At 36.5% G+C, this 23,590-nt stretch carries 19 protein-coding genes and 1 riboswitch; of the genes, 13 read left to right on the forward strand and 6 right to left on the reverse strand.

Going from position 1 to position 23,590, the window contains the following annotated elements; genetic code table 11:
• The first annotated feature begins 25 nt into the window (after positions 1-25).
• The 4 genes from gabT to B5P42_RS24160 all read left to right on the forward strand — a co-directional run bounded on the left by gabT (position 26) and on the right by B5P42_RS24160 (position 4,879).
• A complete protein-coding gene (gene gabT, locus B5P42_RS24145; protein ID WP_002124901.1) occupies positions 26-1,390 on the forward strand; it encodes a 4-aminobutyrate--2-oxoglutarate transaminase in 1,365 nt (454 codons plus the stop codon).
• Between the two features lie 306 nt (positions 1,391-1,696).
• Positions 1,697-3,064, forward strand: a complete 1,368-nt coding sequence (locus B5P42_RS24150) for a sigma-54 interaction domain-containing protein (RefSeq protein ID WP_113735441.1) — start codon at positions 1,697-1,699, stop codon at positions 3,062-3,064.
• Positions 3,057-4,508: an NADP-dependent succinate-semialdehyde dehydrogenase gene (gene gabD / locus B5P42_RS24155; RefSeq protein WP_002091321.1), complete on the forward strand. Its 1,452-nt coding sequence runs from the start codon at positions 3,057-3,059 to the stop codon at positions 4,506-4,508. Before B5P42_RS24150 ends, gabD begins: the two co-directional genes overlap by 8 nt.
• A gap of 47 nt (positions 4,509-4,555) precedes the next feature.
• Positions 4,556-4,879: a DMT family transporter gene (locus B5P42_RS24160; RefSeq protein WP_000263259.1), complete on the forward strand. Its 324-nt coding sequence runs from the start codon at positions 4,556-4,558 to the stop codon at positions 4,877-4,879.
• 40 nt (positions 4,880-4,919) lie between these two features.
• Here B5P42_RS24160 and B5P42_RS24165 read toward each other — a convergent pair whose 3' ends face one another.
• Complete coding sequence (locus tag B5P42_RS24165; RefSeq protein ID WP_113735442.1) at positions 4,920-6,149, reverse strand: aminopeptidase; 1,230 nt, start codon at positions 6,147-6,149, stop codon at positions 4,920-4,922.
• 116 nt (positions 6,150-6,265) lie between these two features.
• A complete protein-coding gene (locus B5P42_RS24170) occupies positions 6,266-7,342 on the reverse strand; it encodes a polysaccharide deacetylase family protein (protein WP_113735443.1) in 1,077 nt (358 codons plus the stop codon).
• A 505-nt stretch (positions 7,343-7,847) separates the two neighbouring features.
• Here B5P42_RS24170 and B5P42_RS24175 point away from each other — a divergent pair.
• Positions 7,848-8,555 carry a hypothetical protein gene (locus B5P42_RS24175; RefSeq protein ID WP_113735444.1) on the forward strand — a complete coding sequence of 236 codons (708 nt, stop codon included), beginning with the start codon at positions 7,848-7,850 and terminating at the stop codon, positions 8,553-8,555.
• Between the two features lie 45 nt (positions 8,556-8,600).
• Here the strand turns inward: B5P42_RS24175 and B5P42_RS24180 are convergent, their stop codons facing one another.
• Positions 8,601-9,797, reverse strand: a complete 1,197-nt coding sequence (locus B5P42_RS24180) for a NupC/NupG family nucleoside CNT transporter (protein ID WP_002010061.1) — start codon at positions 9,795-9,797, stop codon at positions 8,601-8,603.
• Positions 9,798-9,993: 196 nt separating this feature from the next.
• Positions 9,994-10,095, reverse strand: a riboswitch (purine riboswitch).
• Positions 10,096-10,216: 121 nt separating this feature from the next.
• Here B5P42_RS24180 and rlmD point away from each other — a divergent pair.
• The 5 genes from rlmD (at position 10,217) to B5P42_RS24205 (ending at position 16,714) form a co-directional block, all read left to right on the forward strand.
• On the forward strand, positions 10,217-11,593 hold the full coding sequence (rlmD, locus tag B5P42_RS24185; protein WP_002140209.1) for a 23S rRNA (uracil(1939)-C(5))-methyltransferase RlmD: 1,377 nt from the start codon (positions 10,217-10,219) through the stop codon (positions 11,591-11,593).
• A gap of 201 nt (positions 11,594-11,794) precedes the next feature.
• Positions 11,795-12,784: a tRNA dihydrouridine synthase gene (locus tag B5P42_RS24190; protein ID WP_002124914.1), complete on the forward strand. Its 990-nt coding sequence runs from the start codon at positions 11,795-11,797 to the stop codon at positions 12,782-12,784.
• A 214-nt stretch (positions 12,785-12,998) separates the two neighbouring features.
• Positions 12,999-15,017 (forward strand): GAF domain-containing sensor histidine kinase, encoded by a 2,019-nt coding sequence (locus tag B5P42_RS24195; protein ID WP_113735445.1) that lies wholly within the window; start codon positions 12,999-13,001, stop codon positions 15,015-15,017.
• Positions 15,018-15,393: 376 nt separating this feature from the next.
• Positions 15,394-15,912 (forward strand): YehS family protein, encoded by a 519-nt coding sequence (locus B5P42_RS24200; protein ID WP_044444285.1) that lies wholly within the window; start codon positions 15,394-15,396, stop codon positions 15,910-15,912.
• Positions 15,913-16,006: 94 nt separating this feature from the next.
• On the forward strand, positions 16,007-16,714 hold the full coding sequence (locus B5P42_RS24205; protein WP_113735446.1) for a M48 family metallopeptidase: 708 nt from the start codon (positions 16,007-16,009) through the stop codon (positions 16,712-16,714).
• A gap of 69 nt (positions 16,715-16,783) precedes the next feature.
• Here the strand turns inward: B5P42_RS24205 and B5P42_RS24210 are convergent, their stop codons facing one another.
• A complete protein-coding gene (locus B5P42_RS24210; protein ID WP_113735447.1) occupies positions 16,784-17,479 on the reverse strand; it encodes a GNAT family N-acetyltransferase in 696 nt (231 codons plus the stop codon).
• 14 nt (positions 17,480-17,493) lie between these two features.
• On the reverse strand, positions 17,494-18,603 hold the full coding sequence (locus B5P42_RS24215) for a mandelate racemase/muconate lactonizing enzyme family protein (RefSeq protein WP_088031350.1): 1,110 nt from the start codon (positions 18,601-18,603) through the stop codon (positions 17,494-17,496).
• A 93-nt stretch (positions 18,604-18,696) separates the two neighbouring features.
• Between B5P42_RS24215 and B5P42_RS24220 the strand changes: the two genes are divergently transcribed.
• The gene (locus tag B5P42_RS24220) at positions 18,697-19,974 is read left to right on the forward strand and encodes a transcriptional regulator (RefSeq protein ID WP_113735448.1); all 1,278 of its coding nucleotides are present in this window, start codon (positions 18,697-18,699) and stop codon (positions 19,972-19,974) included.
• Here the strand turns inward: B5P42_RS24220 and nhaC are convergent.
• On the reverse strand, positions 19,971-21,392 hold the full coding sequence (gene nhaC / locus B5P42_RS24225) for a Na+/H+ antiporter NhaC (RefSeq protein WP_002010164.1): 1,422 nt from the start codon (positions 21,390-21,392) through the stop codon (positions 19,971-19,973). The genes B5P42_RS24220 and nhaC overlap by 4 nt on opposite strands.
• Positions 21,393-21,682: 290 nt before the next feature.
• Here nhaC and B5P42_RS24230 point away from each other — a divergent pair, with 290 nt between their 5' ends.
• Together B5P42_RS24230 and B5P42_RS24235 are read left to right on the forward strand one after the other, a co-directional pair.
• A complete protein-coding gene (locus B5P42_RS24230; RefSeq protein WP_002124929.1) occupies positions 21,683-22,798 on the forward strand; it encodes a M20 peptidase aminoacylase family protein in 1,116 nt (371 codons plus the stop codon).
• A 151-nt stretch (positions 22,799-22,949) separates the two neighbouring features.
• Complete coding sequence (locus B5P42_RS24235) at positions 22,950-23,558, forward strand: SAM-dependent methyltransferase (protein ID WP_113735449.1); 609 nt, start codon at positions 22,950-22,952, stop codon at positions 23,556-23,558.
• Positions 23,559-23,590: the final 32 nt, after the last annotated feature.

A 23,590-nucleotide genomic window follows, 5' to 3' on the forward strand; every position in this document is an offset into this window, starting at 1 on the left:
TGTATAGAAAAGGATGGGGTACACAATGAACACAAAAAAATTTGCTAAAGTAAATGAACAAATTCCAGGACCGAAAGCAGCGTCTTTATTAGAACGCCGCCAAAATATAGTACCAAAAGGAGTAAGTAATGGTATTCCAACATTTGTACAGTCTGCAAATGGTGCACTCGTAACAGATGTGGATGGAAATCAGTACATTGATTTCGCAGGAGCAATTGGGACAATTAATGTAGGACACTGTCATCCAGCTGTTAAAGAAGCGCTTCATAAACAAGTAGATCAATATATTCATACTGGATTTAATGTGATGATGTATGAGCCATATATTGAATTGGCAGAAAAGCTGGCCGCATTAGCGCCAGGTAATTTCGATAAACAAGTGCTGTTTTTAAATAGTGGGGCAGAAGCGGTTGAAAATGCAGTGAAGATTGCTCGTAAATATACGAAGAGACCTGGAATTATCGCATTTTCTAAAGGATTTCATGGGCGTACATTAATGACAATGACGATGACAAGTAAAGTAAAACCATATAAATTTGGATTTGGCCCATTTGCTCCAGAAGTATATAAAGCGCCATTCCCATATGAATACCGTCGCCCAGAAGGTTTAACAGAAGAGCAGTATGATGACTTTATCATTGAAGAGTTCAAGAACTTCTTCATATCAGAAGTAGCACCAGAAACAATTGCAGCAGTTGTAATGGAACCTGTTCAAGGGGAAGGCGGATTTATCGTTCCAAGTAAGAAATTCGTTCAAGAAGTACGCAGCATTTGTTCAGAGCACGGTATTTTATTTGTAGCTGATGAAATTCAAACAGGCTTTAGTCGTACCGGAAAATACTTTGCAATTGATCATTATGATGTCGTTCCAGACTTAATTACGGTATCTAAATCATTAGGTGCTGGTGTACCGATAAGTGGTGTCATTGGACGTAAAGAAATTATGAATGAGTCTGCACCGGGAGAACTGGGCGGAACATATGCAGGAAGCCCACTAGGATGTGCGGCTGCATTAGCTGTGCTTGATGTAATAGAAAAAGAGAAATTAAATGATAGAGCGATAGAAGTAGGGAAAGTCGTAATGAACCGATTCCAAGAGATGAAAAACAAATATAATTGCATCGGTGATGTGCGCGGCTTAGGGGCAATGTGTGCATTCGAGCTCGTTCAAGATCGCAAGACGAAAGCGCCTGATAAAACATTAGCGTCTAATTTATGTGCAGAGGCAAATAAGCATGGATTACTTCTACTATCAGCAGGAACATATGGAAATGTTATTCGTGTTTTAATGCCATTAGTGATTACAGATGAGCAACTTGAGGAAGGTTTAACAATAATTGAAGAATCATTGCAAGCTTGTTATGAGCAAGCAAATATCGCTCGTGTTTAAAGAATTGGGATAACTTAAAAAAGGGCATAAAGCTTTTCTTTTTAGGCGGAAGAGAGCATCTGGTCATACATAGAATCGATCAGCCCCTTTTCCTGCCCCATGCCAAGCTAAAACAAAGTGAGGGTGTGGTTGCGATGGTATTCTGTATTTTTCAAGGCAGCGAATTATGTGTTGAAAAATATAAATAGATTTGTATAAATAACAAATTGAAAACATTCTAGCTTACTCTATATAAAATGCAGAAAATTCACTTTATAATAAAGGTAGTGAAGTGAATCGATGGATTTAAAGTAAGGGGTGGCTAGGATGGTTGCAGAAAAGGAACGAGTGTTGATGGATTTACAAGATGTATTTGAATATGCATTTGACGAAATTTTTGTTACGGATGATAAGGGAATCGTTGTACGTGTAAATAGCATGTGTGAAAGACATTACCAGCTCTCTGCTAAGGAATTAGTAGGAAAGCATGTAAAAGAACTACAAAAAGAAGGGATTTTTTATCCGTCTGCAACGTTAGAAGTAATTGAAAAGAAAAGGCCAGTTGAACTTGTTCAAACAACGAAATCAGGAGAGTATTTGCATGTTCGTACAAGGCCTGTTTTTGATGATGAGGGAAATTTAAGAAGGGTGATTAGTTATTCTCGTGATCTTACAGAACTCTATCAATTACGTCAAAAGGTAGAGGAAATGGATAATCAGTTAAAAACATATAAAAAAGAATTAAGAGAAACATATGAACACGAAGGGCTTATTTTTAAAAGTATCGCTATGCAAAAAATAATCGAAACAATAAAAAAAGTATCTGTAGTAGATAGTACTGTTCTCGTATTAGGTGAGACTGGAGTGGGGAAAAGCCGATTAGTACGCCATTTGCATGAAGTGAGTCACCGGAAGAATGAAAGTTTCTATGAAATTAATTGTGCGGCATTGCCGACGAATTTAATCGAATCTGAGCTTTTTGGATATTCAGGTGGGTCTTTTACAGGTGCAAATCGTGAAGGGAAAAAGGGGCTATTAGAATCAGCGCATAAAGGAACTCTTTTCTTAGATGAAATTGGTGAAATGCCGCTTGAAATTCAAGCGAAGCTTTTGCAAGTATTGCAAGAAAAAACGTTTCGTCCTATAGGCGGAAGAGAATTAAAAAAGGTGGACGTTAGAATTGTAGCGGCAACAAATAGAGATTTAAGTACGATGGTGAAACAAGGAACATTCCGGAAAGATTTATACTATCGTCTGAATGTCATTCCAATTTCAATTCCGCCACTTCGGGAGAGAACAGAAGACATTTTGCCGCTCATCTATCATTATTTACAGCATTTTAATAAAAAGTACGGACGTGATGTGAAGTTAGCACCTAGTACGTTACAAATGTTTGTAGGGTACCCTTGGGAAGGAAATAATAGAGAGATTGAAAATGTAATTGAACGAATTGTTATCACTGCAGATGATTTTGTAATGGTAGAAGATTTGCCACTATCTATGCAAGAGGCCACAGTTGAACAATCCGGAAAAAGTCTTTATAGAATGCTGGAAGAGGTAGAGAGAAATATTATTCTTAAAGCATATAAAACGTATGGATCAAGTTATAAAGTGGCTGAGTTTTTACAAATAAGTCAATCTGCTGCTACTAGGAAGATTAAGAAGTTTATAGAGGAGGAAGAAAACATTGGATAAAAAAGCGACGTTCGTAAACTTAGAGAAAAAAGCGATGTATATAAATGGTGAGTGGATTACACTGCAAGAACAAATCGAAGTGAATAATCCAGCGACAAAGGAAGTATTTGCAACTGTACCAAAGGGCGGGATTACAGAGGCAAAGCAAGCAGTTGATGCTGCACATGAGGCTTTTAAATTATGGTCAAAATTAACGGCAGCGGATCGCGCAGTAAAGTTAAAAAAATGGTTCACGCTCATTGATGAAAATAAAGAAGAAATTGCAGCAATCATGACGAGAGAGCAAGGGAAGCCGTTTGCAGAAGCACTTGGTGAAGTGAATTATGCAAATAGTTTTGTTGAATGGTACGCAGAAGAAGGAAAGAGAATATACGGTGAAATGATTCCTGCTTCTCATCCGAATAAGCGTATTTTAGTTATGAAGCAACCAGTTGGGGTTATGGCAGCTATTACGCCTTGGAATTTCCCGGCTGCTATGATTACGAGAAAGGTAGCTCCAGCACTTGCAGCAGGCTGTACGGCAGTTGTGAAACCAGCGAGTCAAACGCCATTAACTGCATTGAAGTTAGTTGAATTAGCACATGAAGCAGATATTCCAAAAGGTGTAATAAATATTGTAACAGGTAGTGCAAAAGCAATTGCTGATACGTGGATGGAAGATGAGCGCGTTCGAAAAGTTTCCTTTACAGGATCAACTGAAATTGGAAAAGAATTAATGGCTAGCGCTGCGCAAACGATGAAAAAGGTTTCGCTTGAATTAGGTGGTCACGCTCCATTTATTGTTATGAATGATGCTGATTTAGATAAGGCGGTAGAAGCGGTAATTGGTTCGAAATTCCGTAACGCAGGACAAACGTGTATATGTACAAACCGCATCTTTGTTCAAGAAGAAGTGTATGAAGAATTTGCAGGGAAGTTCACAACAGCTGTAGAGCAGCTGAAAGTCGGAGATGGATTCGGCGAAGGAACAACTGTAGGTCCACTTATTGATGCGAATGCAGTTTCGAAAGTACAAGAACATATTGAAGATGCAATTCAAAAGGGCGGAGAAGTTTTATACGGTGGCCATAAATTTGCAGAGTTAGATGGTTATTTCATTCAGCCAACAGTAATTGGATTGGCAAATGACACGATGCTTTGTATGAATGAAGAAACATTTGGACCGGTTGCACCAGTTGCTAAATTTAAAACAGTTGAAGAAGTAATCGAACGAGCAAATAATACACCATATGGCTTGGCTGCTTATATTTTCACAAAAGATATTAGTCAAGCATTCCAAATTAGTGAAGCGTTAGAGTACGGAATTATCGGCTTAAACGATGGCCTTCCATCAGTTGCACAAGCACCATTTGGAGGCTTTAAAGAAAGTGGTATCGGCCGTGAAGGAGGCCATTTCGGTATCGAGGAATATTTAGAAATTAAATATATTTCGTTAGGACTATAAGTAGTATACTAGAATCTCTATAAGGTAACAGAGAAGGAGATTCTAGTATGGTATATTGGCTATTATTACTCGTAACAATTATTTTTGAAGTAGCTGGAACGATTGCGATGAAGTTATCGAACGGTTTAACAAAGCTTGTTCCAAGTGTACTTATTTTCGTATTCTATGGAATTTGTTTCAGCGTGTTTGCTATCGTTGTTAAAAAGATTCATTTAAGCATTGCTTATGCAATTTGGTCTGGTGTGGGAACGCTACTTATTACAATCATTAGTGTGTACTTTTTTAAAGAGCATATTAATTTATTCCAAGCATTTTGTATTCTCTTTATTGTTTTAGGAGTAATTGGACTGAAAGTGTCATCAGCATCATAAAAGGCTATCTTCCAGCGTGGAAGATAGCCTTTTATTTTTATTAAAACGCCCAGTTACCTTTACGGAAGATCGGCTCATGTCTTCCATCAGCTGTAATGCCGTCGATATCAAGCTCAGCTGATCCAATCATGAAGTCTTCGTGTGTAATACTAGCGTTTGCGCCATTTTCAGCAAGTTCTTCTTTAGACATTGTTTTTCCGCCAACTAAGTTAAATGCATAAGCATTTCCGATTGCAAGGTGGCAAGATGCATTTTCATCAAATAGCGTATTGTAGAATAAAATATTTGTGTTTGAAATTGGTGAATCATGAGGTACTAAAGCTACTTCGCCTAAGAAGTGAGAACCTTCATCTGTTTCTACTAAATGTTTTAAAGCCTCTTCACCAGATTCAGCTTTATAGTCTACGATACGTCCGTTTTCGAATGTTAATGTAAAGTTATCGATAATATTACCTGCAAATGCTAACGGTTTTGTGCTAGATACTTGGCCGTTCACACCTGTTTTAAGAGGCATTGTAAATACCTCTTCAGTTGGAATGTTAGCCATAAATGCTACGTTCTTTTCATTTAAGCTACCAGCACCAGCCCATACATGTTTCTCTGGAAGTTCGATTGTTAAGTCTGTTCCAGGGCCTGTATAGTGAAGAGCTTTATAATGTTTTTCGTTTAAGTAATCTACTTTTTTATGTAGTGTTTCATCATGTTCTTTCCATGCTTCCACAGGATTTTCTAAATCAGCACGAGTAGCTTTGAAGATAGCATCCCATAGTTTTGTTTCTTGTTCTTCTGGCGCTACGTCAGGGAATACTTTTGCAGCCCATTCTTTCGTAGGAACAGAAATTACGCACCAGCTTACTTTATCTGCTTGTACATAATCACGGTATACTTTCATCGCTTCTCCAGCTACTTTATGAGCTGTTGCAATTTTCTTTGGTTCTACACCTTTTAATAGATCAGGATTCTCTGCATAGATGGACATAAATGCAGCGCCTTCTTTTGCTAATTCTTCACGAGCATTTGCTTTCCAAGAAGGGAATTCAGAGAAAGCTTCTTCAGGAGCTAGATCGAACTTTAAGCGTGTTAACGTCTCATCATTCCAATCAACATATACGTGTTTTGCACCAGATTTATATGCTTTTTCTGTAACTAGGCGTACAAACTGTACAGCCTCAAGAGGTGCACTGATTGATAAAGTTTGTCCGGGTTGAATATTAACACCAACATTGACTGCAAGGGCAGCATATTTCTCTAACGTTTGTTCAAATGACATATGTATAATCTCCTTTAGTTTGAAAGATTTCTTACTATATATAATACAAGAAAATTCTAAAAATATATATAAATATAACGTAAAAAGAGAGCTCAAAATGTATTGAGCTCTAATAGTTATTTAATCGAAGAAGCAAATTGTTCTACAGTCGTTGTATGGTGTATGCGAACACGCTTCATTTTTAACAACTCATCAGGTTCACCCTTCGTAATGAATTGTCCTGGCTTCGTTGTTGTTGCAAATTGATAGTGTTTCTTTGTTTCTGCGACAACTTTATCATCTACATGACCGAAAGGATAAGCAATTGCGATAACGGGCTTACCTGTTATTTTCTCTAGCTTTTCTTTTGATCCTTTTAACTCTTCATCATAGTTTGTAATTTTCGGCAAGTCTGCGTGTGTTGCTGTGTGAGATTGTACAGAAAAAATACCTGAATCAACCATTTCTTTTATTTCAGATGTAGAAAGAGCTCCTTCTACATCAACGTTATCAACAATCATATATTCTGTTGCCGCTGGTTTAAATGTATCGTCTTTTAGTTTTTGTAAAACATGAAATGCATTCATATTATTTTTCATACCGTCATCAAATGTAACGAAAATCGGCTTGTTTACTTTATTTATATCGCCCCAGCGTTCAAACGTTAACAAAGTATAACCATTTTCTTTTAAATACTTCATTTGTGCTTCAAAGTTAGCAGGCGATACGAATAAATCTTTAATACCTTGTCCATGATAATCATCAATTGCGTGGTACATAAGAACAGGAACTTTTTGCTCGAAAGTAATAGTAGATTTCGTAAGTGGAATAGTTTTTCCGCCCTCTGTTGTTCCTGTAGCTTCAATTTGATATTCACCGCGTTTTCCTTCAAATTCTTTTATATCAAAGGGAAGTGTAAATTGTTGATTTTTCTCTTTAGAAGAAAAGGATTTAGCACTTTCCTTTCCATCAGCAGTGCGCCAAATTTTATATTGTACTTCGGTTAAAGAATCTTTTATGTCTGTAATATGAATATTTGCGTTTGTAGATTCGTGCGTAATTGGATTATAAGAAATTTTACCTTGTTCCGGCACCGTCTCTTCTTGTTTCTTAACCTCTTGAACCTTTTTTTCTTTTTTAGGCTCTACATTGCTAGTATTACATCCTGCTAGAATGGCAGATGTACATAAAGCAATCGCTGCGTATTTTCTCATAAAATCACCTTCTATTGTGTATTATGTTGCATGCTTACATTAAAATCCCCACCGCTATAAGAGAGGTGGGGATATACCCTTGTTCATCATATCATTTTTAGGTGAATGGTAGGTTAGTGACTTTGAATAGAGGTATTCTTGCGTTTCTTATTTGATTTGATAATGATATAACCTACTACAAAAATAAGAGGGATAATGAATACATAGATTGGCATTCCCCATACATAATAGCTTTTCATGCTTAAAACTAGTAAGTGTAAGAAGTCGAAAAGGGCGTGAGCTTTCATAATATCCTCCAATATATTTTTTACAAAGTATAACATTGTTCATTTGTAATTTGTATATTTTGGTAAATGATTTAAGTTAATTTTAAAGTAAGAGAAAGGTTTATTAATATGCAATTTTGCATATGTAGAGTAGTTTCTATTAAAATATCAGGATCTTGGACTATAATAAGAACCGCTATAAATGTAAGTAAGAATGATGTACGGAGTGGAGAACAGAAATGAAATATAAAAAACTAGTATATATCCTTTTCATATCGCTATTCATAGTCGGTTGTCAAAGTGAAGTGAGTAAAGCGAATAGTGTGGAGGAGTATATTCCATCACGCCTTATGAATGCGGAAGTTACGGCGGATATTATGACGCTAGAATTTCCTTATGGGATAAAAGAGAAATTAGATAAAATTGGAAATAAGATGAGCGCTAGCATTACAAATAATTTAGATTGGTATTTGAAGTATGCAGAAGAAGAAATTATCCCGAAAAAAACTTTTCCTTATCATCAAAACTTGGGTATTACAAAAGAAGAATATGATTTTATGATAGATGAAATGAATAATGCAGAATATATAAATGCAAAAGACGGAAAACTCTTTTTTAAAAAGAAAGACCATGAAATTCAAATTCTCTCTGATGAGAATTTGAAACTAATTAAAAATATTCGAATTGATACAGAGAAGAATACAATTAAAACTCCTTTTGGAGAGTGTGAATATGAAGGTGAAATAAAGGCATCGGATGAACAAAAAGCTACTGGGCCATGGAGTGGGAAGATGTGGACCTTAAAAAGCGATGGATTACTTTATCATTTTTCATTAGGAAAGTTAAAAAACATAAACAAATCTATCATTTATATTTCAATAAAAGGTATATATAAAGATAGGATTATCAATACAGAAGAAGCGGTCGAATTTCACTCGGTTTCATAAAGAATCAAAAAATCACCTTACTTAAAAGAGTAAGGTGATTTTTTATTAAATAAACAATCCAGCGATTGTTGCAGATAAAATAGAAGCAAGTGTTGATGCAAATAGCATTTTCCAACCGAATTTTGATACGATGCTTCCTTGTTTTTCAGAAAGGGCACGGATTGTACCAACAATCGCACCAATTTGGCTAATACTTGCGAAGCTAATTAAGAATACTGTAACGATTCCAACTGTACGTGGAGCTAATGTTGCAGTAGCGCCTTTTAAATCAAGGATTGCTACAAACTCGTTTAATACAATCTTCGTACCCATAATACCACCAGCTGGGATAATATCTTGAGTTGGAATACCCATTAAGAATGCGAATGGAGAAAGTATATAACCGAAGATTTGTTGTAAAGTAACAGCATATCCCATTGCACCTGAAGCAGCGCTAATTACGTAGTTTACAACTTCCATAACACCAATGAAGGCAATCATTAACGCAGCAACGATACCAGCTACTTTTAAACCATCAAGCGCACCGTTAATCATAGCGCCGATAAGGCTATCTCCGAATAGGTTTCTATCAAATTTTTGAACCACTTCGTCTTCTTTTTTCGTATCAACTGGTGTTAATAATGAACAAACGATTAAGCTTGAGAATAAGTTTAGCGGAAGAGCCGCTAATACATATTTCGCATCTAACATCATAACGTATGATGCTGTTACAGAGGCAGAAACTGAGCTCATTGCAGAACAACAAATGATAAACATACGGTTTTTATTAAAATGTTGTAAATCATTTTTAATAACGATTAACGCTTCACTAGAACCAAAGAATACAGAATTTACTGCGTGGAATGATTCAACGCGTGGTAAACCAGTAATTTTTGAAAGTGCACCGCCGACAATACGAACGATGAATGGTAAAACACCTAAATAACTAAAGATAGAAAGTAGTGCTGAGAAAAATACGATAATTAGTAATACGTTTAAGAAAAAGACAAAATCTCTTTGAATTCCATTAAAGAGAAAATCGACACCTGTCGTACCAAGTTTAATTAGTTTGTTGAAAACTTTACTAATGAAGATGATAATTTGCTGTCCGATCTTTGTGCCAAACATAAACCAACCGATTAAAATTTGGAAACTAATCATAATAGCAATTGCACGGAAGTTGATTTTACTTCTATTGTTTGACAAAGCAAAGCATAAACCTAAAACGACAAGAATACCGATAATGCTCATTACATATTGCATGTAGTTGCCCCTTTCAGAAGTTCGTATAAAGTTTTTACATAAAACGCTCGTTATATTACTAAAAATAAAGTAATGGAAGTTTCATGTCATACGTAAGATGTCTGACCTTTTTGAAAAATAAAAAAAAGACCCTATGGATTCACTTTCATCTATGAGAGAAAGCTAATCAATAGGAGTCTTTTTTATACATAGGCTAATATTCATTAGTTTTCCCCATAGTCCAGCAATTTAAGGTTGCCGGGTAGAAACTCTCGATCCATATTATCGACTATATATGAGGTAACATCGTCCGTATTAAATTAGTAGTAGCGTAACATTACTAGAGAACTATCGTCAATAGCTTTTTTTCTTCCAATAGAAATAGACCATATAAGTATGATAAAATGTAACGCAGTGTTATGAAAAAGAGAGGTCGGAAAATGAGTATAAAAATGACGCCACCAGTTGAAAAAAACGAGTTTATAGATGTAGTGTTTGAAGATTTAACACATGATGGTGCCGGTGTTGCGAAAGTGAAGGGATATCCTATTTTCGTAAAAAACGGATTACCAGGTGAGGAAGCGCAAATTAAAATTATTAAAGTGAAGAAAAACTTCGCGTTTGGTCGTTTAATGAAACTTCATCAAGAAAGTCCATATCGTAAAGATGCAGAATGCCCCGTGTACAACGAGTGCGGAGGTTGTCAACTTCAGCACTTAACATATGAAGGACAATTAAAAGCGAAAGAAAAACAAGTACGTGACGTTATGCAGCGCATCGGTGGATTAAGTGATGTTCCTGTTCATCCTGTACTTGGCATGAAAAACCCGTGGGTATACCGCAATAAAGCACAAGTGCCAATTGGAGAACGTGAAGGTGGACTTGTAGCTGGTTTCTATCGTCAAGGAACGCATGACATCATTAATATGGAATCATGCTTAATTCAGGCGGAAGAAAACGATACATTAATTCAAGAAGTAAAACGTATTTGTGAAAAGCACGGTATTTCGGCTTACAATGAAGAGCGTAACAAAGGAACACTTCGCCACGTAATGGCTCGCTACGGACAAGTAACAGGGGAAATTATGCTTGTCTTTATTACACGTACAGCTGAATTGCCAAATAAAGAAGCAATCATTGAAGAAATCGCAGCGAAATTCCCAGAAGTAAAATCAATCGTTCAAAACGTAAACACGAAACGTACAAACGTTATTTTCGGAGACAAAACGACAGTACTGTACGGATCAGAATATATTTATGACTTTATCGGTGACATTAAATTTGCGATTTCAGCACGTTCATTCTATCAAGTAAACCCAGAACAAACGAAAGTGCTATACGATAAAACGTTAGAATACGCAAAATTAAATGGTAACGAAACAGTAATTGATGCCTATTGCGGAATTGGATCAATCTCCTTATTCCTAGCACAAAAAGCGAAAAAAGTGTACGGCGTTGAAATCGTCCCAGAAGCAATCGAAGACGCAAACCGAAACGCAGCACTAAACAACATGACAAACGCTGAATTTGGCGTAGGAGAAGCAGAAGTAGTCATTCCAAAATGGTACAAAGAAGGCGTAATCGCCGACACAATGGTCGTAGACCCACCGCGTAAAGGCTGTGACGAAGCACTACTAAACACAATCATCGACATGAAGCCAAAGCGCGTCGTATACGTATCATGTAACCCAGCAACATTAGCACGTGACTTAAAAGTACTAGAAGAAGGCGGATATAAAACACAGGAAGTACAGCCTGTTGATATGTTCCCGCATACGACTCATGTAGAGTGTGTGGCTTGGCTTAAGTTGGTATAATAAAAAAGCAGTTGATATAGAAAAATCTATACCATCTGCTTTTTGGTTTATAAAAATACCATTCAGCAACGATTTTAGTTAAAATGAATATTGCTGATTTTCACAAAATATAAATGTCCAAATGTACTTTTGCTATTTGGCTTTATATTTTTAAATTGAGAGTTTGAAATTGTATTCATATTGAGAGGATTTGAATTTGAAATGATAGATAATTTTTGGAATGATTTACCACGACCGTTTTTCGTACTTGCACCAATGGAAGATGTGACAGATGTTGTTTTTCGTCACGTAGTAAGTGAAGCTGGTTGCCCAGATGTATTTTTCACAGAGTTTACAAACTCGGATAGCTATTGTCATCCGGAAGGTATGAAAAGTGTACGTGGCCGTTTAATTTTTACAGAAGATGAACAGCCGATAGTCGCGCATATTTGGGGAGATACTCCTGAATATTTCCGCCAAATGAGTATTGGTATGGCAGAGCTAGGATTTAAAGGTATCGATATTAATATGGGCTGCCCTGTACCGAATGTAGCATCAAGAGGAAAAGGTAGTGGCCTTATTCTACGTCCAGACGTTGCGGCAGAACTTATTCAAGCAGCAAAAGCGGGCGGACTACCTGTCAGCGTAAAAACACGACTTGGCTTTAAAGAGTTAAGTGAGTGGGAGGATTGGTTAACGCACATTTTCAAACAAGATATTGCGAACCTTTCTATTCACTTACGTACAAGAGAAGAAATGAGCCAAGTAGATGCGCACTGGGAACTAATTCCGGAAATTAAAAAATTACGTGACCGTATCGCACCAAATACGCTAATAACAATCAATGGAGACATTCCTGACCGTCAAACTGGAATGGAACTTGCTGAAAAATACGGTATTGATGGCGTTATGATTGGACGAGGAATCTTTAAAAATCCGTTTGCCTTTGAAAAAGAACCGAGAGAGCATAGCAGTCAAGAACACCTTGACCTTTTAAGACTGCAGCTTGACCTTCAAGATCAATATGCAGAAGTACTACCACGTTCAATCACAGGGCTTCATCGCTTCTTCAAAATTTATGTAAAAGGATTCCCTGGAGCTGCTGAATTAAGAAATCAATTGATGAACACGAAATCAACTGATGAAGTGCGTGCGTTGCTTGATAAGTTTGAGGCGAGTGTTGATAAGGATGGAGATAGTGAAACAGTGTAACTTTTGAAAGTTAGAGGGGATAGGGTGTAGCGATTTTATGAGTGTTTGTTTCATTTTAATTAAGGTGAACCATATCATAAGTAAGTGAGATATTCTATGTAAAACAAGGGTAAGAAAAGAATACAGGAGAAAATTGAAAATGGCAGGTTGGTCTTGATTTTCACTGATATTATCATGTTTATTTTATTATGCCTATAACTTGGAGGCTATGTGAATGGTAAGTGATCAGACGAGATATTCTAGGCTCGCGAATATAACAAAAATAATAAATACAAAATTAGAACTACGTGAAGTATTACAGCGTGTAACAATGGCGATATCAGAGGAGATTGTTAGGTGCAACGCTGTTGGAATTTATTTACCCCAGGAAGATGGAACATTTAGAGGGTTTGCAGGGAAACCAGAGACCATAAATGGCGTAACGCTCGATACTCAGGTAGTTGATCCTGAAATAGACTTACTGGCAAAAGAAGTTATTGAAACCAAAAAAACCATCTATATCCCTGATACCTCAAAGGATCATCGGCCGGATCCGAGACCAGTTGATGCGTTCAAAATTAAGTCCTTATTAGCCCTGCCTATCTCATTTGGGCAAGAGTTATTTGGTCTGGTTTTTTTATTTGATTATGGAGCTCCAATGAACTTAACAGATTCAGAAATTCAAAGTGTTGAAGCTTATGTAAATATGGCTGCGGTCGCAATTCAAAACGCAAATAATTTAACACAAAAGGAAAACCTTATTGCCGAGAAGCAGCTGTTACTAGATGTTACCCGTGATTTATCAATGTGTTCCTCGATACAGGAGAGTTTTGATAAATGTTTTTTTTACTTAGGACAGATTTTAGAGAGTAAAAACATGGCTGCCCACCTTTTAGACCCGATAGACAAAACAACGATTAAAACAACGAAGTTAAGCAAGGACTGTGATTGGACAGAAGCGGATTGGATGGAGAAAAGCTATGAAGCCAAGATCCAGGAGGTTATTCAAGCAAAAAATATAGATAGTAAGGGTCTACTGATGATTCCATTGGTTTCAATGGGAGAAGTATTAGGGGTAATCGTCGTGGGCAAAGAGGGAAAAGCCCACAATTACGATAATTCCCAAATTCAACTGGCAAAATCTATCGTTGATGCCACAGCTCCTACGTTTTCAAACTTGTTATATATGGATCAACTTGAAAGCATGGTGGAAGAGCGAACGAGAGAACTAGCTGCTGCTAATGAAAAAGTTACAAGTGTGATTGAAATTATTACGGATGGATTCTTTACTTTGAATAATAAATGGGAATTCACGTACGTAAATAAGCATCAATATTTTCCACAAAGAAAAACAGCAAAAGATGTATTAGGTAAGAATATATGGGAGGTCTTCCCGAGTAGCGTCGACGCAGTTATGTATAAGGAATTTCATCGTGCAATGTCAGAGCGAATTACAGTTCATTTCGAATTTTTTTCTATCTCTGATGAATATTGGCACGAAGTTATTGCATATCCGTATGATGATGGTATTTGTTGTATTTTTAAAAACATAACGGAAAAAAAGCAATATGAGCAGGAATTGAAAAGGTTATCCAACATAGATTTAATAGGGCAAATGGCAGCAGGTATCAGCCATGAGATTAGAAATCCAATGACAACAGTAAGAGGATTTTTGCAGTTATTAAAAGAAGAGCGCACCTATGAGAAACATAATAAGTACTTTAATTTAATGATTGAAGAACTTGATCGTGCCAATTCTATTATTACTGAATTTCTCTCAATGGGTAATACAAAGAAATCGGATTTGCAGATGTTAGATTTAAATTCAATTATCCACGATATTATTCCTTTAATAAAGATTGATACGTATAATCAAAATAAATCTATTCAAGTCGATACAAATGACATTCCGGAATTATTTTTAAATCGTAATGAGATACGACAATTATTAATAAACCTATACCGTAATGGCTTAGAAGCGATGAGCACAGGGAAAGTTCTAACCATTAGCACCTACAAGGAATGTCAAAATTGTGTGGTGCTTGCAGTGCGGGATCAAGGAAAAGGTATCAGGCCTGAAGTATTAGAGAAACTGGGTACTCCATTTTACACGACCAAAGATAATGGAACTGGATTGGGATTAGGCATATGTTATGCCATTGCTGCCCGGCATAATGCGAAAATAGAAATTCAAACAGGCTCGGAAGGCACTACCTTTTTTGTTAAATTTAATTATGAAAATAATGAACAATAACCTCATTTAGATTAGTTACGGTGAACCGTACCACAAATAAAAAGGAAACCCTAAGTAAACACAATCAATATATTTCACCTGAATTTTGCGTAACATTCATGTTTGAGTTGCCCACTAAATTAGAGTTGCATAAAAAGAAATGGACTAACCTATATCAGGTTAGTCCATTTTTAAGTGTGTTAATTAATAGTAAATCCCCATCCGTAATTTTGCGCGATTATCCCATCCTTTTTTGCCGTTTTAAAATCATCCCCAAAAGCATTAATCCACCTAAGACTACAAAACCTACCTCTAAAATGTTAAAGTAGTAACTTAACGATATTAATTTATACATGCTAAAAGCATTACTATAATCAACATTTCAGGAGGAAATACAATGGCAATGAGCAACAACGATATATTAAAAAGAGTAAGGTACGCTTTAGATATAAGAGATATAGATATGGTAGAAATCTTTGAACTTGGCGGGATGGAAGTAACGAAAGAGGACGTACTTGATATGCTTACAAAAGTAAAGAGAAGTCCACAACATGAAGCGGAAGATGATGATGTAATCGAAGATGAGTACGTATTAACATGCGACATGATGATGCTAGAGGCATTTTTAAATGGATTTATTACTTTAAAAAGAGGGAAGCAAGATCCGAAACCAGGGCAACCGGCACCTGTACAGAGCAAGGAGAGTGCCAATAACCTTCTTTTAAAGAAAATGAAAATAGCACTATCTTTAACGAGTGAAGATGTGCTTGATATATTAGACAGCGTAGGCGTCATCGTAACAAAAGGAGAGTTAGGCGCTTTATTAAGAAAGAAAGGCCATAAGCATTACAAAGAGTGCGGCGATAGATACGCAAGGAATTTCATTAAGGGATTAGGTGTAAAGTACAGAGGATAATAAGTTCGGTGAAACAGTAAATGATATAATAGATAGAGTAGGGCGTTTGTGTCCTATTCTTTTTTATTTGTAAAATAATACACTAGGTGATGAAATGGTACATACATATTTAGGTGAGACAATTAATTTTCATATAACTTATAAGAAGAAAAAGTCGGTGCGTCTTTTTGTAGATTCGTACGGAAATGTGGAAGTGCAAGCTCCAAAAGGAACGCCTGTTGAATACTTAGTCCAATTGTTAGAGGAGAAATGGGATTGGATTCAGAAAACACGTAAGGAAATGCAGGAGCGAGCGCTTGGACCACAGGAAAAGGGTTATGATCAAGGCGAGGGCTTTCTGTATTTAGGGAATACGTATCCGATACAGATTTCTCAAGATGCAAGTATTACGCAAGATAATGCAGTTTTTGAAGGGGATAAGCTACACATTTATGTGAATGAGCTTAAGGATGAGAAAATACAACAAGCTTTGAAACGATTTTACTATAAGCAGTGCAAAGCATTAGTAGAGAAGAGTATTAAAGCGCATCAAAGTAATTTTAAAACAAAACCACGTTCTATTCGTATTACAGATAGTAGTCGTACGTGGGGAACTTGTGATTCAAATCTACAGTTAACGTTTAATTGGAAGCTAGCAATGGCACCTCAGAGGGTAATTGATTATGTAGTTGTTCATGAAATGTGTCATATGGTTCATTTAAATCATGATCGATCTTTTTGGCGTCTTGTCGGGAAGATAATGCCTGATTATAAGGAAATGGAAAACTGGTTAGCGTTATCTAGTTGGAAGATGACGGTTTAGTTATTACTTTAGATTGTGGAATGAAATAAAGTAGAACCCTAATGAATTAGGGTTCTCTTTGTACATAGATTATCGTCCAAACTTCACAGTGAAAGTATCGTCTATTCTCTCCATCGCATACCCACGATACCCCTCCGAAAGCAACGCCTGCTGTCCACCAGCATCACTCATCGGAACGCTCTTAACATCGGACCAACCTCTTTCCTTATCCCCACGCAACTCCTTCACAAAAACATACCGCATACTCCCGCCATACTTCTCCTTCAGCGCAGCAATTTCTATACCTTGCGCAAACTTATCTTTTAAACTAGGAATGTTGAAAGGTGCAACGGTGCAGCAAACATAGTCGTACTGGCTGTCTTCTTTTTGTAATTTATCCATGATGACTGTGGCTAATATTTTTTGCATGCCATTTCCTCGGCAGTTTGGATGAACGTTTGAGATTTCTTGATAGATGACGCGGTGTAGCTGACTTTCTGGTAGACCAATATCAAGCCCTAAATGTTCATCGTCGATAGGAGGGACTAGTAGGGCACGAAATGCGATGAGCTCGTTTTGTATAAACGCCCCGATCATCATGCCGTTTCCTTCTAGAATGTATTGAAATTCTTCTAGCGAGAGTGGTTGTAAACGACCTTTATCTTCTAGCGCTTCAACTATAACGTTTTGTAGTGATAAAATTTGTTCCATATGTTCTAAAGATAGTAATGTAACGTGAAATGAATCGTTGTTTTGTTTTAATGTTCCTTCGTAAAGAGTCGTCATGTGTTAGTCCTCCTTTAGCGTACAACGTCTTGAAAGACGGTTAATTCTTGTAATGTATTTTCGTTTATTTCAATGCCGAGTCCCGGCTTTTCGTTTAAGCGAATAAATGGTACGTCGTAATGTAAGTTTCCGATGTCTTTCGTGAATTTTAATGGTCCCGTTAGCTCGACACTAGTAATGATTTTTTTTGAGAAAGCGACATGGAATCCTGCGGAAGAGGCAACAGATGATTCGACCATGGATCCAACTTGGCATTCAATGCCTGCCATTTCAGCTTGATGAGCGAGTTTTACAGCTGGATATATGCCGCCGCATTTCATTAGTTTTATATTCACTTTATCAGCTGCGTCTAATTTAATAATTTGGCGCATTTCACGAGAGCCTTTTAGTCCTTCATCAATCATAAGCGTAAGATCTGTTTTCGAACGAATATGAGCCATTGCATCAATATCATCCGCTACAACAGGTTGTTCAATCCAGTCGATGTTTAAATGACCTAATGAACGAAGTGCTGTTAATGTGTTTGCGCTATTTTTCCAGCCTTGGTTTACATCAACGCGAATCGCGATATCATTTCCTACACGTTCACGTACAGCTTCAATTCGTTTTACATCTTCTTTTACATTTGTACCGACTTTCATTTTGAAAGATTGGTAACCTTTTAGAATCATAGAGGCAGCTTCTTCAGCCATGTCTTCTGGATCTGCAATACTTAAGACGTGAGTGACAGGAAACTCTTCATGATAGCGTCCGCCAATTAATTGATATACAGGTTGATTTAATTTTTTGCCCATTATATCAAAACAAGCGATATCAATCGCAGCTTTCGCTGTAGGAACACTGTAAATCGTATTGTCCATCATATCGTGTATTTTCTCGATATTCATTGGATTTTTCCCAATTAGAGCAGGAGCTAGTGTATGTTTTAAAACATGGAAAGTACTTTCCCATGATTCACCTGTAACGTGATCATCAGCAACGCCTTCACCGTAACCGATAATGCCTTCATCTGTTTCCATTTTGACGATAATAGAAGGCATATCAGAATAAGAACCATAACTAATAACAAACGGATCGCGAAGTGGTAAACGAATTGCGTAAAGATGAATAGCTGTAATTTTCATTGAATAAAGACCCCTTCCTGTTTACAATGGTTTTGTACATTTGATATAGTTGACGTTAAATAGTCGTTAATTAATGATAAGGAGTTAGAGAAAATGATGATAAAAATTGCAGTTGTCGGTTCAAAAGAGTTTATGGAGAATCTTTTACCTATTGCTCATAAACTAGAAGAAATAGAGATTGATCCATATATTTACCTTCATCCGGCAGAATCTTCTGAACTATTAAAGCGTTTAAAACCTTGTGATGCTATCTTTTTCTCGGGTGCCCTATCTTATTATATGGCAAAAGAAATAAGAGAACAATTACCAATTCCAAGTGTATATTTGCAGCAAGACGAGACAACTGTCGCATCTTCACTCCTTTCTATAATATACCATCAAAGTATTCAACCTCATAAAATTTCAATTGATTTAGTAGATCGTTCGTTTATTACAAATGTGTTCCATGACATCGGTCTAAAAGAAACGCCGCAAGTTATGGATTATGAAAATATGTTATGGAGTAATGATGAAATTAAGAGAATCATTGATTTTCATTTAGCTAAATATCAATCTGGAGAGGTTGATTTAGCTTTAACTAGTATTCACGCTGTCTACGATGAACTTCAAAAAATAGGGATTCCTTCAGAGCGTATGATAGATCCAACGCAATCAATTATACATGGGTTAAAAGATGCAAAAATAAAAGCTGAGTTAGCAAAAAGCCATTCAGCTACTGTTGGTGCTTGTATTATATCCTTTATAGAGTTACAAGAAAGCTCGCTTGAACAATTAAATGTAATTTCAAAAGAATTACGTGGTTCATTTAAACAAGTTGATGAAATGACTTTTATTTTGTATACAACTCGTGGTGATATTGAATTGAGTATAAAAACAAATACGATAGATCGTTTATTTATGAATATAGAAGGCGCAGTATCTATTGGATTTGGTTACGGAAAAACAGTAAATGAAGCGGAACAAAATGCAAAAATCGCTCGAGGTTTCGCAAAGAATAATCCGATAGAAAGCTGCTTTTATATACTAACAAGTGATAAAGAATTATTTGGTCCGTTCCCGAAAGAACAGAGAGTACAAAGTTTAAAAAATGATAATCCTGAATTAATGAAAATAGCGAAGGAAACGAAGCTTAGTCCTGCAAACTTGTCAAAAATTATTCAGTTTAGTCAATCGCATCCATCATTGAAATTTACAGCGGCGGATCTTTCTGAGTACTTACAAGTGACTCGGCGATCGACGGAAAGGCTGTTAAAGAAATTAGTTGATTACAGATATGCTAATATTTGCGGCGAGGAAATGCCCTATCAACAAGGGCGCCCTCGTGCAATATATGAGCTGAATTTACCGTTGTATTCGTTTCAAAAATTTTAAGCTTCTAGTTGTGCTTTTTGTTTTTTCAGTAGGTCTGCTTTTTCAATATCAGATAGCTTCGTAATTGTGAAGCCAGTTATACCATAAATGATTGAGATAATAGGTACGATGAAATTCAATATAGCATAAGGAGCATATTCGAATGCACCGACTCCAAGTGTTGCGAGTATAAATACACCACATGTATTCCAAGGTACGAAAACAGAAGTTAATGTTCCACCATCTTCTAATGCTCTGGATAAATTTTTAGAATGTAGTCCTTTTTCTGTGTACGCATTTGCATACATTCTTGAAGGAACAACAATCGAAATATATTGTTCAGAGCAAGTAAGATTCGTTGCAAAGCAAGATGCGATGGTAGAAGCGATAAGTCCTTTTGATGATGTCGCTAATTTTAAAATTTGATTTACAATTGAGCGAAGAATGCCAGTATGTTCTAGTACTCCGCCGAAAGTCATAGCGACAATTGTCATAGAAACTGTATTCATCATAGAGCTTAAGCCACCACGGTTAAATAGTTCATCTACTAGCTTGTTTCCAGTGTCTATGACAAATCCACTTTGGAGTGCACCGACAGCTGATGAGACAGAGCCACCTTGAATAAAGACTTGTGATAAGAATCCTAAAATAACACCTACGAGAATAGCTGGTATAGCAGGGACTTTTTTAGCGACCAATACCATAACGACTACGGGTATAATTAATAGGAAAGGCGAAATAACAAAGTTTTGTTGCAATACTTGTAACGTTTGATCGATGCTTTTTGCATCGATATTGTTATCACCGAAGCTTCTTCCTAAGAAAGCATAGACGATAAGAGTAATAATTAAACCTGGAATTGTAGTAAATAACATATGACGAATATGTGTGAATAAATCTGTATTTGTTAATCCCGCTGCTAAGTTTGTCGTGTCTGAAAGCGGTGACATTTTATCGCCAAAATAAGAACCGGAAATTATAGCGCCAGCAACCATTGGAGCTGGGATTCCCATACTTAGGCCAATTCCCATTCCAGCAACACCGATTGTTCCCATTGTAGACCAAGAGCTACCGATTGCTAATGCAACGATAGAACAAATAATTGTAATTGAAACTAAAAATAGTGATGGAGTTAAAAGTTTTAAGCCGTAATAAATCATAGTAGCGACGATTCCGCCGCCAATCCAAGCACCGATCGTTAAACCTACAAGAATAATGATAACGATAGCGGGTAATGCAAGGCGAATTCCTTTATACATCGATTCTTCAATGTCATTCCATTTGTAACCGTATCGCCAAGCGACGATCGAAGCAACCGTTGTACCGATAATAAGTGGGACGTGAGGGCTTTGTTCTAATACAACAATTGTAACCATCATAACTGCAACTGTAATGATAATAGGGATTATTGCTATGCCAAAAGGTATTTCTCTTTTCATAAACTGCCTCCTCATTATGTATGTTTGTATTTTTAGAATTGTCGCAAAATAGACGTTATTAAGTTATAATAACTAAAAATAGATGTAAGCGTCAATATAAAAACAGAAAATATCGAATATTCTATTTGTATGGATATCTTTATAAGATGAGTTGAAATCGGGTATTAACGGTATTGAAAAAATAAACAATTGACTTTTTTCTTAAAATTCAATATGTTCATAAAAACATCTGTTTTTCATAAGTATAATTAATCTGAATGGTTTGTAATTAGGGGAAGGAGAATGAAGCTTTGAAAACATTAGAACTACAAGAGCGTTTAACTGAAATTTTTCAGCATTTACATGAAAACCCTGAAGTAAGCTGGAAGGAATATGAAACGACAGCTTATATTACTAACTTTCTAAAAGAAGAAGGAATTTCATATAAAATATTTGATGATTGCCCTGGCGTGATTGCTGAAATCGGAAGAGGGAATCCAGTTATCGCGATTCGTGCTGATATGGATGCACTATGGCAAGAAGTAGACGGAGAATTTAAAGCGAATCACTCATGTGGCCACGATGCTCATATGACAATTGTGATGGGCCTTATTTTACAATTGAAAAATATGAGATGGGATAGCGGTACTGTTAGATTTATTTTTCAGCCGGCAGAGGAAAAAGGAAATGGTTCCTTAAAGATGGTAGAGAAGGGCGCCGTGGATGATGCTGATTTCTTATTTGGTGTTCATTTAAGGCCGATTGAAGAACTGCCTTTGAAACAAGCAGCCCCATCTATTCGTCACGGAGCTGCAGCATTTTTAGAAGGGATGATTCATGGAGATGATGCACACGGGGCACGCCCACATCAAGGTATAAATGCAATTGATGTCATTTCGATGATCAATATTGGATTGAAAAATATATGGTTACCGCCGCAGACGTCTTATTCTGTTAAGATGACGAGATGCCAAGCTGGTGGTGATAATCTAAATATTATTCCAGGTAACGGGCACTTTAGTTTAGATGTAAGAGCAGAAAATAACATATTACTAGATGAATTGAAGCGAAAAATAGAGCAAGTAATTCAGTCAGCTGAATCAATGGGATCTAAACTTTCTTATGAGTGGATTGATCTCGCACCAGGAGCTGAAGTGTCAGAAGAAGCTGAGCGTTTCATGCGGAAAGGCATTCTTGAAGTGTACGGGGAAGAGGGATGTACTGGACCACTGTATACGACAGGAAGCGATGATTTCCATTACTATACAGTGAAAAGACCCCATTTAAAAGCTGTCATGCTTGGACTAGGGGCGAACTTACAACCTGGATTACACCATCCGTATATGAAGTTTGATCATAGCTGTATAATGGATGGAGTAGAAATATTGAAACAAACTGTATTGAAAGTATTAGAAGACAGGGGCTAGAAAGCTCCTGTTTTTTTGGTAGGAATTTGTTGTTAAGTCGATATATTCGATTTCGCGATAATATAATTTCACGTACCAATTAATTTGATAAAAATGAGCATTCAGTACGTGGTGTATAATAATAGTAATATTTCTTAATAGGAGCAAACGAATGAACGAACAATATTACGATGCTGTATTAAATATAAAAACTGTCGGTGAGCAAAAAGGATTTAATAAGTCTATGCATTATCACCGTTATGAACCGACGCCATATAGCGGATTAGATGAGTTATTAAATCAATATGAAATAACAAGTAGCGATCGAATTGTAGACTTTGGGTGCGGAAAAGGGAGATTGAATTTTTACATGCACCATAAGTGTGGTGCTTCGGCCGTTGGGATTGAAATGAATGAAGAGTTTTATAAAGAAGCAATGGATAATCGTGATCGTTATGCGCGAAAAGTGAGAAACAGTAAAGATAAAATTCGGTTTGAATGTTGTTTAGCGCAGGAATATGAGATTGATCCGCGTGATAACCGGTTTTATTTCTTCAATCCATTTTCTGTCCAAGTGTTTATGAATGTAGTAAATAACATTTTGCTTTCAGTAGAAGCGGTGGAGAGAGAAATTGATATTATTTTATACTACCCTTCTGAAGATTATATTTTCTTCTTGGAGAATCAGACTGCATTTGAATTGAAGAAGGAAATAAGATTACCGGGTGCTTATGAGAAGAATGGGAATGAGAGATTTTTAGTTTATAGATTGGAGTGTTAATGGTTGCAGAAAAAAGTAAGGAAAGAATTTAG

The sequence above is a fragment of the Bacillus sp. SRB_331 genome (assembly GCF_003264175.1).
Lineage (GTDB): Bacteria > Bacillota > Bacilli > Bacillales > Bacillaceae_G > Bacillus_A > Bacillus_A mycoides.

Bases quoted from the DNA above. Each gene is read 5' to 3' on its own strand.
- gabT (WP_002124901.1), top strand. From the start codon at position 26: ATGAACACAAAAAAATTTGCTAAAGTAAATGAACAAATTCCAGGACCG.
- B5P42_RS24150 (WP_113735441.1), top strand. From the start codon at position 1,697: ATGGTTGCAGAAAAGGAACGAGTGTTGATGGATTTACAAGATGTATTT.
- B5P42_RS24160 (WP_000263259.1), top strand. From the start codon at position 4,556: ATGGTATATTGGCTATTATTACTCGTAACAATTATTTTTGAAGTAGCT.
- B5P42_RS24165 (WP_113735442.1), bottom strand. From the start codon at position 6,149: ATGTCATTTGAACAAACGTTAGAGAAATATGCTGCCCTTGCAGTCAAT.
- B5P42_RS24170 (WP_113735443.1), bottom strand. From the start codon at position 7,342: ATGAGAAAATACGCAGCGATTGCTTTATGTACATCTGCCATTCTAGCA.
- B5P42_RS24175 (WP_113735444.1), top strand. From the start codon at position 7,848: ATGAAATATAAAAAACTAGTATATATCCTTTTCATATCGCTATTCATA.
- B5P42_RS24180 (WP_002010061.1), bottom strand. From the start codon at position 9,797: ATGCAATATGTAATGAGCATTATCGGTATTCTTGTCGTTTTAGGTTTA.
- rlmD (WP_002140209.1), top strand. From the start codon at position 10,217: ATGAGTATAAAAATGACGCCACCAGTTGAAAAAAACGAGTTTATAGAT.
- B5P42_RS24190 (WP_002124914.1), top strand. From the start codon at position 11,795: ATGATAGATAATTTTTGGAATGATTTACCACGACCGTTTTTCGTACTT.
- B5P42_RS24195 (WP_113735445.1), top strand. From the start codon at position 12,999: ATGGTAAGTGATCAGACGAGATATTCTAGGCTCGCGAATATAACAAAA.
- B5P42_RS24200 (WP_044444285.1), top strand. From the start codon at position 15,394: ATGGCAATGAGCAACAACGATATATTAAAAAGAGTAAGGTACGCTTTA.
- B5P42_RS24205 (WP_113735446.1), top strand. From the start codon at position 16,007: ATGGTACATACATATTTAGGTGAGACAATTAATTTTCATATAACTTAT.
- B5P42_RS24210 (WP_113735447.1), bottom strand. From the start codon at position 17,479: ATGACGACTCTTTACGAAGGAACATTAAAACAAAACAACGATTCATTT.
- B5P42_RS24215 (WP_088031350.1), bottom strand. From the start codon at position 18,603: ATGAAAATTACAGCTATTCATCTTTACGCAATTCGTTTACCACTTCGC.
- B5P42_RS24220 (WP_113735448.1), top strand. From the start codon at position 18,697: ATGATGATAAAAATTGCAGTTGTCGGTTCAAAAGAGTTTATGGAGAAT.
- nhaC (WP_002010164.1), bottom strand. From the start codon at position 21,392: ATGAAAAGAGAAATACCTTTTGGCATAGCAATAATCCCTATTATCATT.
- B5P42_RS24235 (WP_113735449.1), top strand. From the start codon at position 22,950: ATGAACGAACAATATTACGATGCTGTATTAAATATAAAAACTGTCGGT.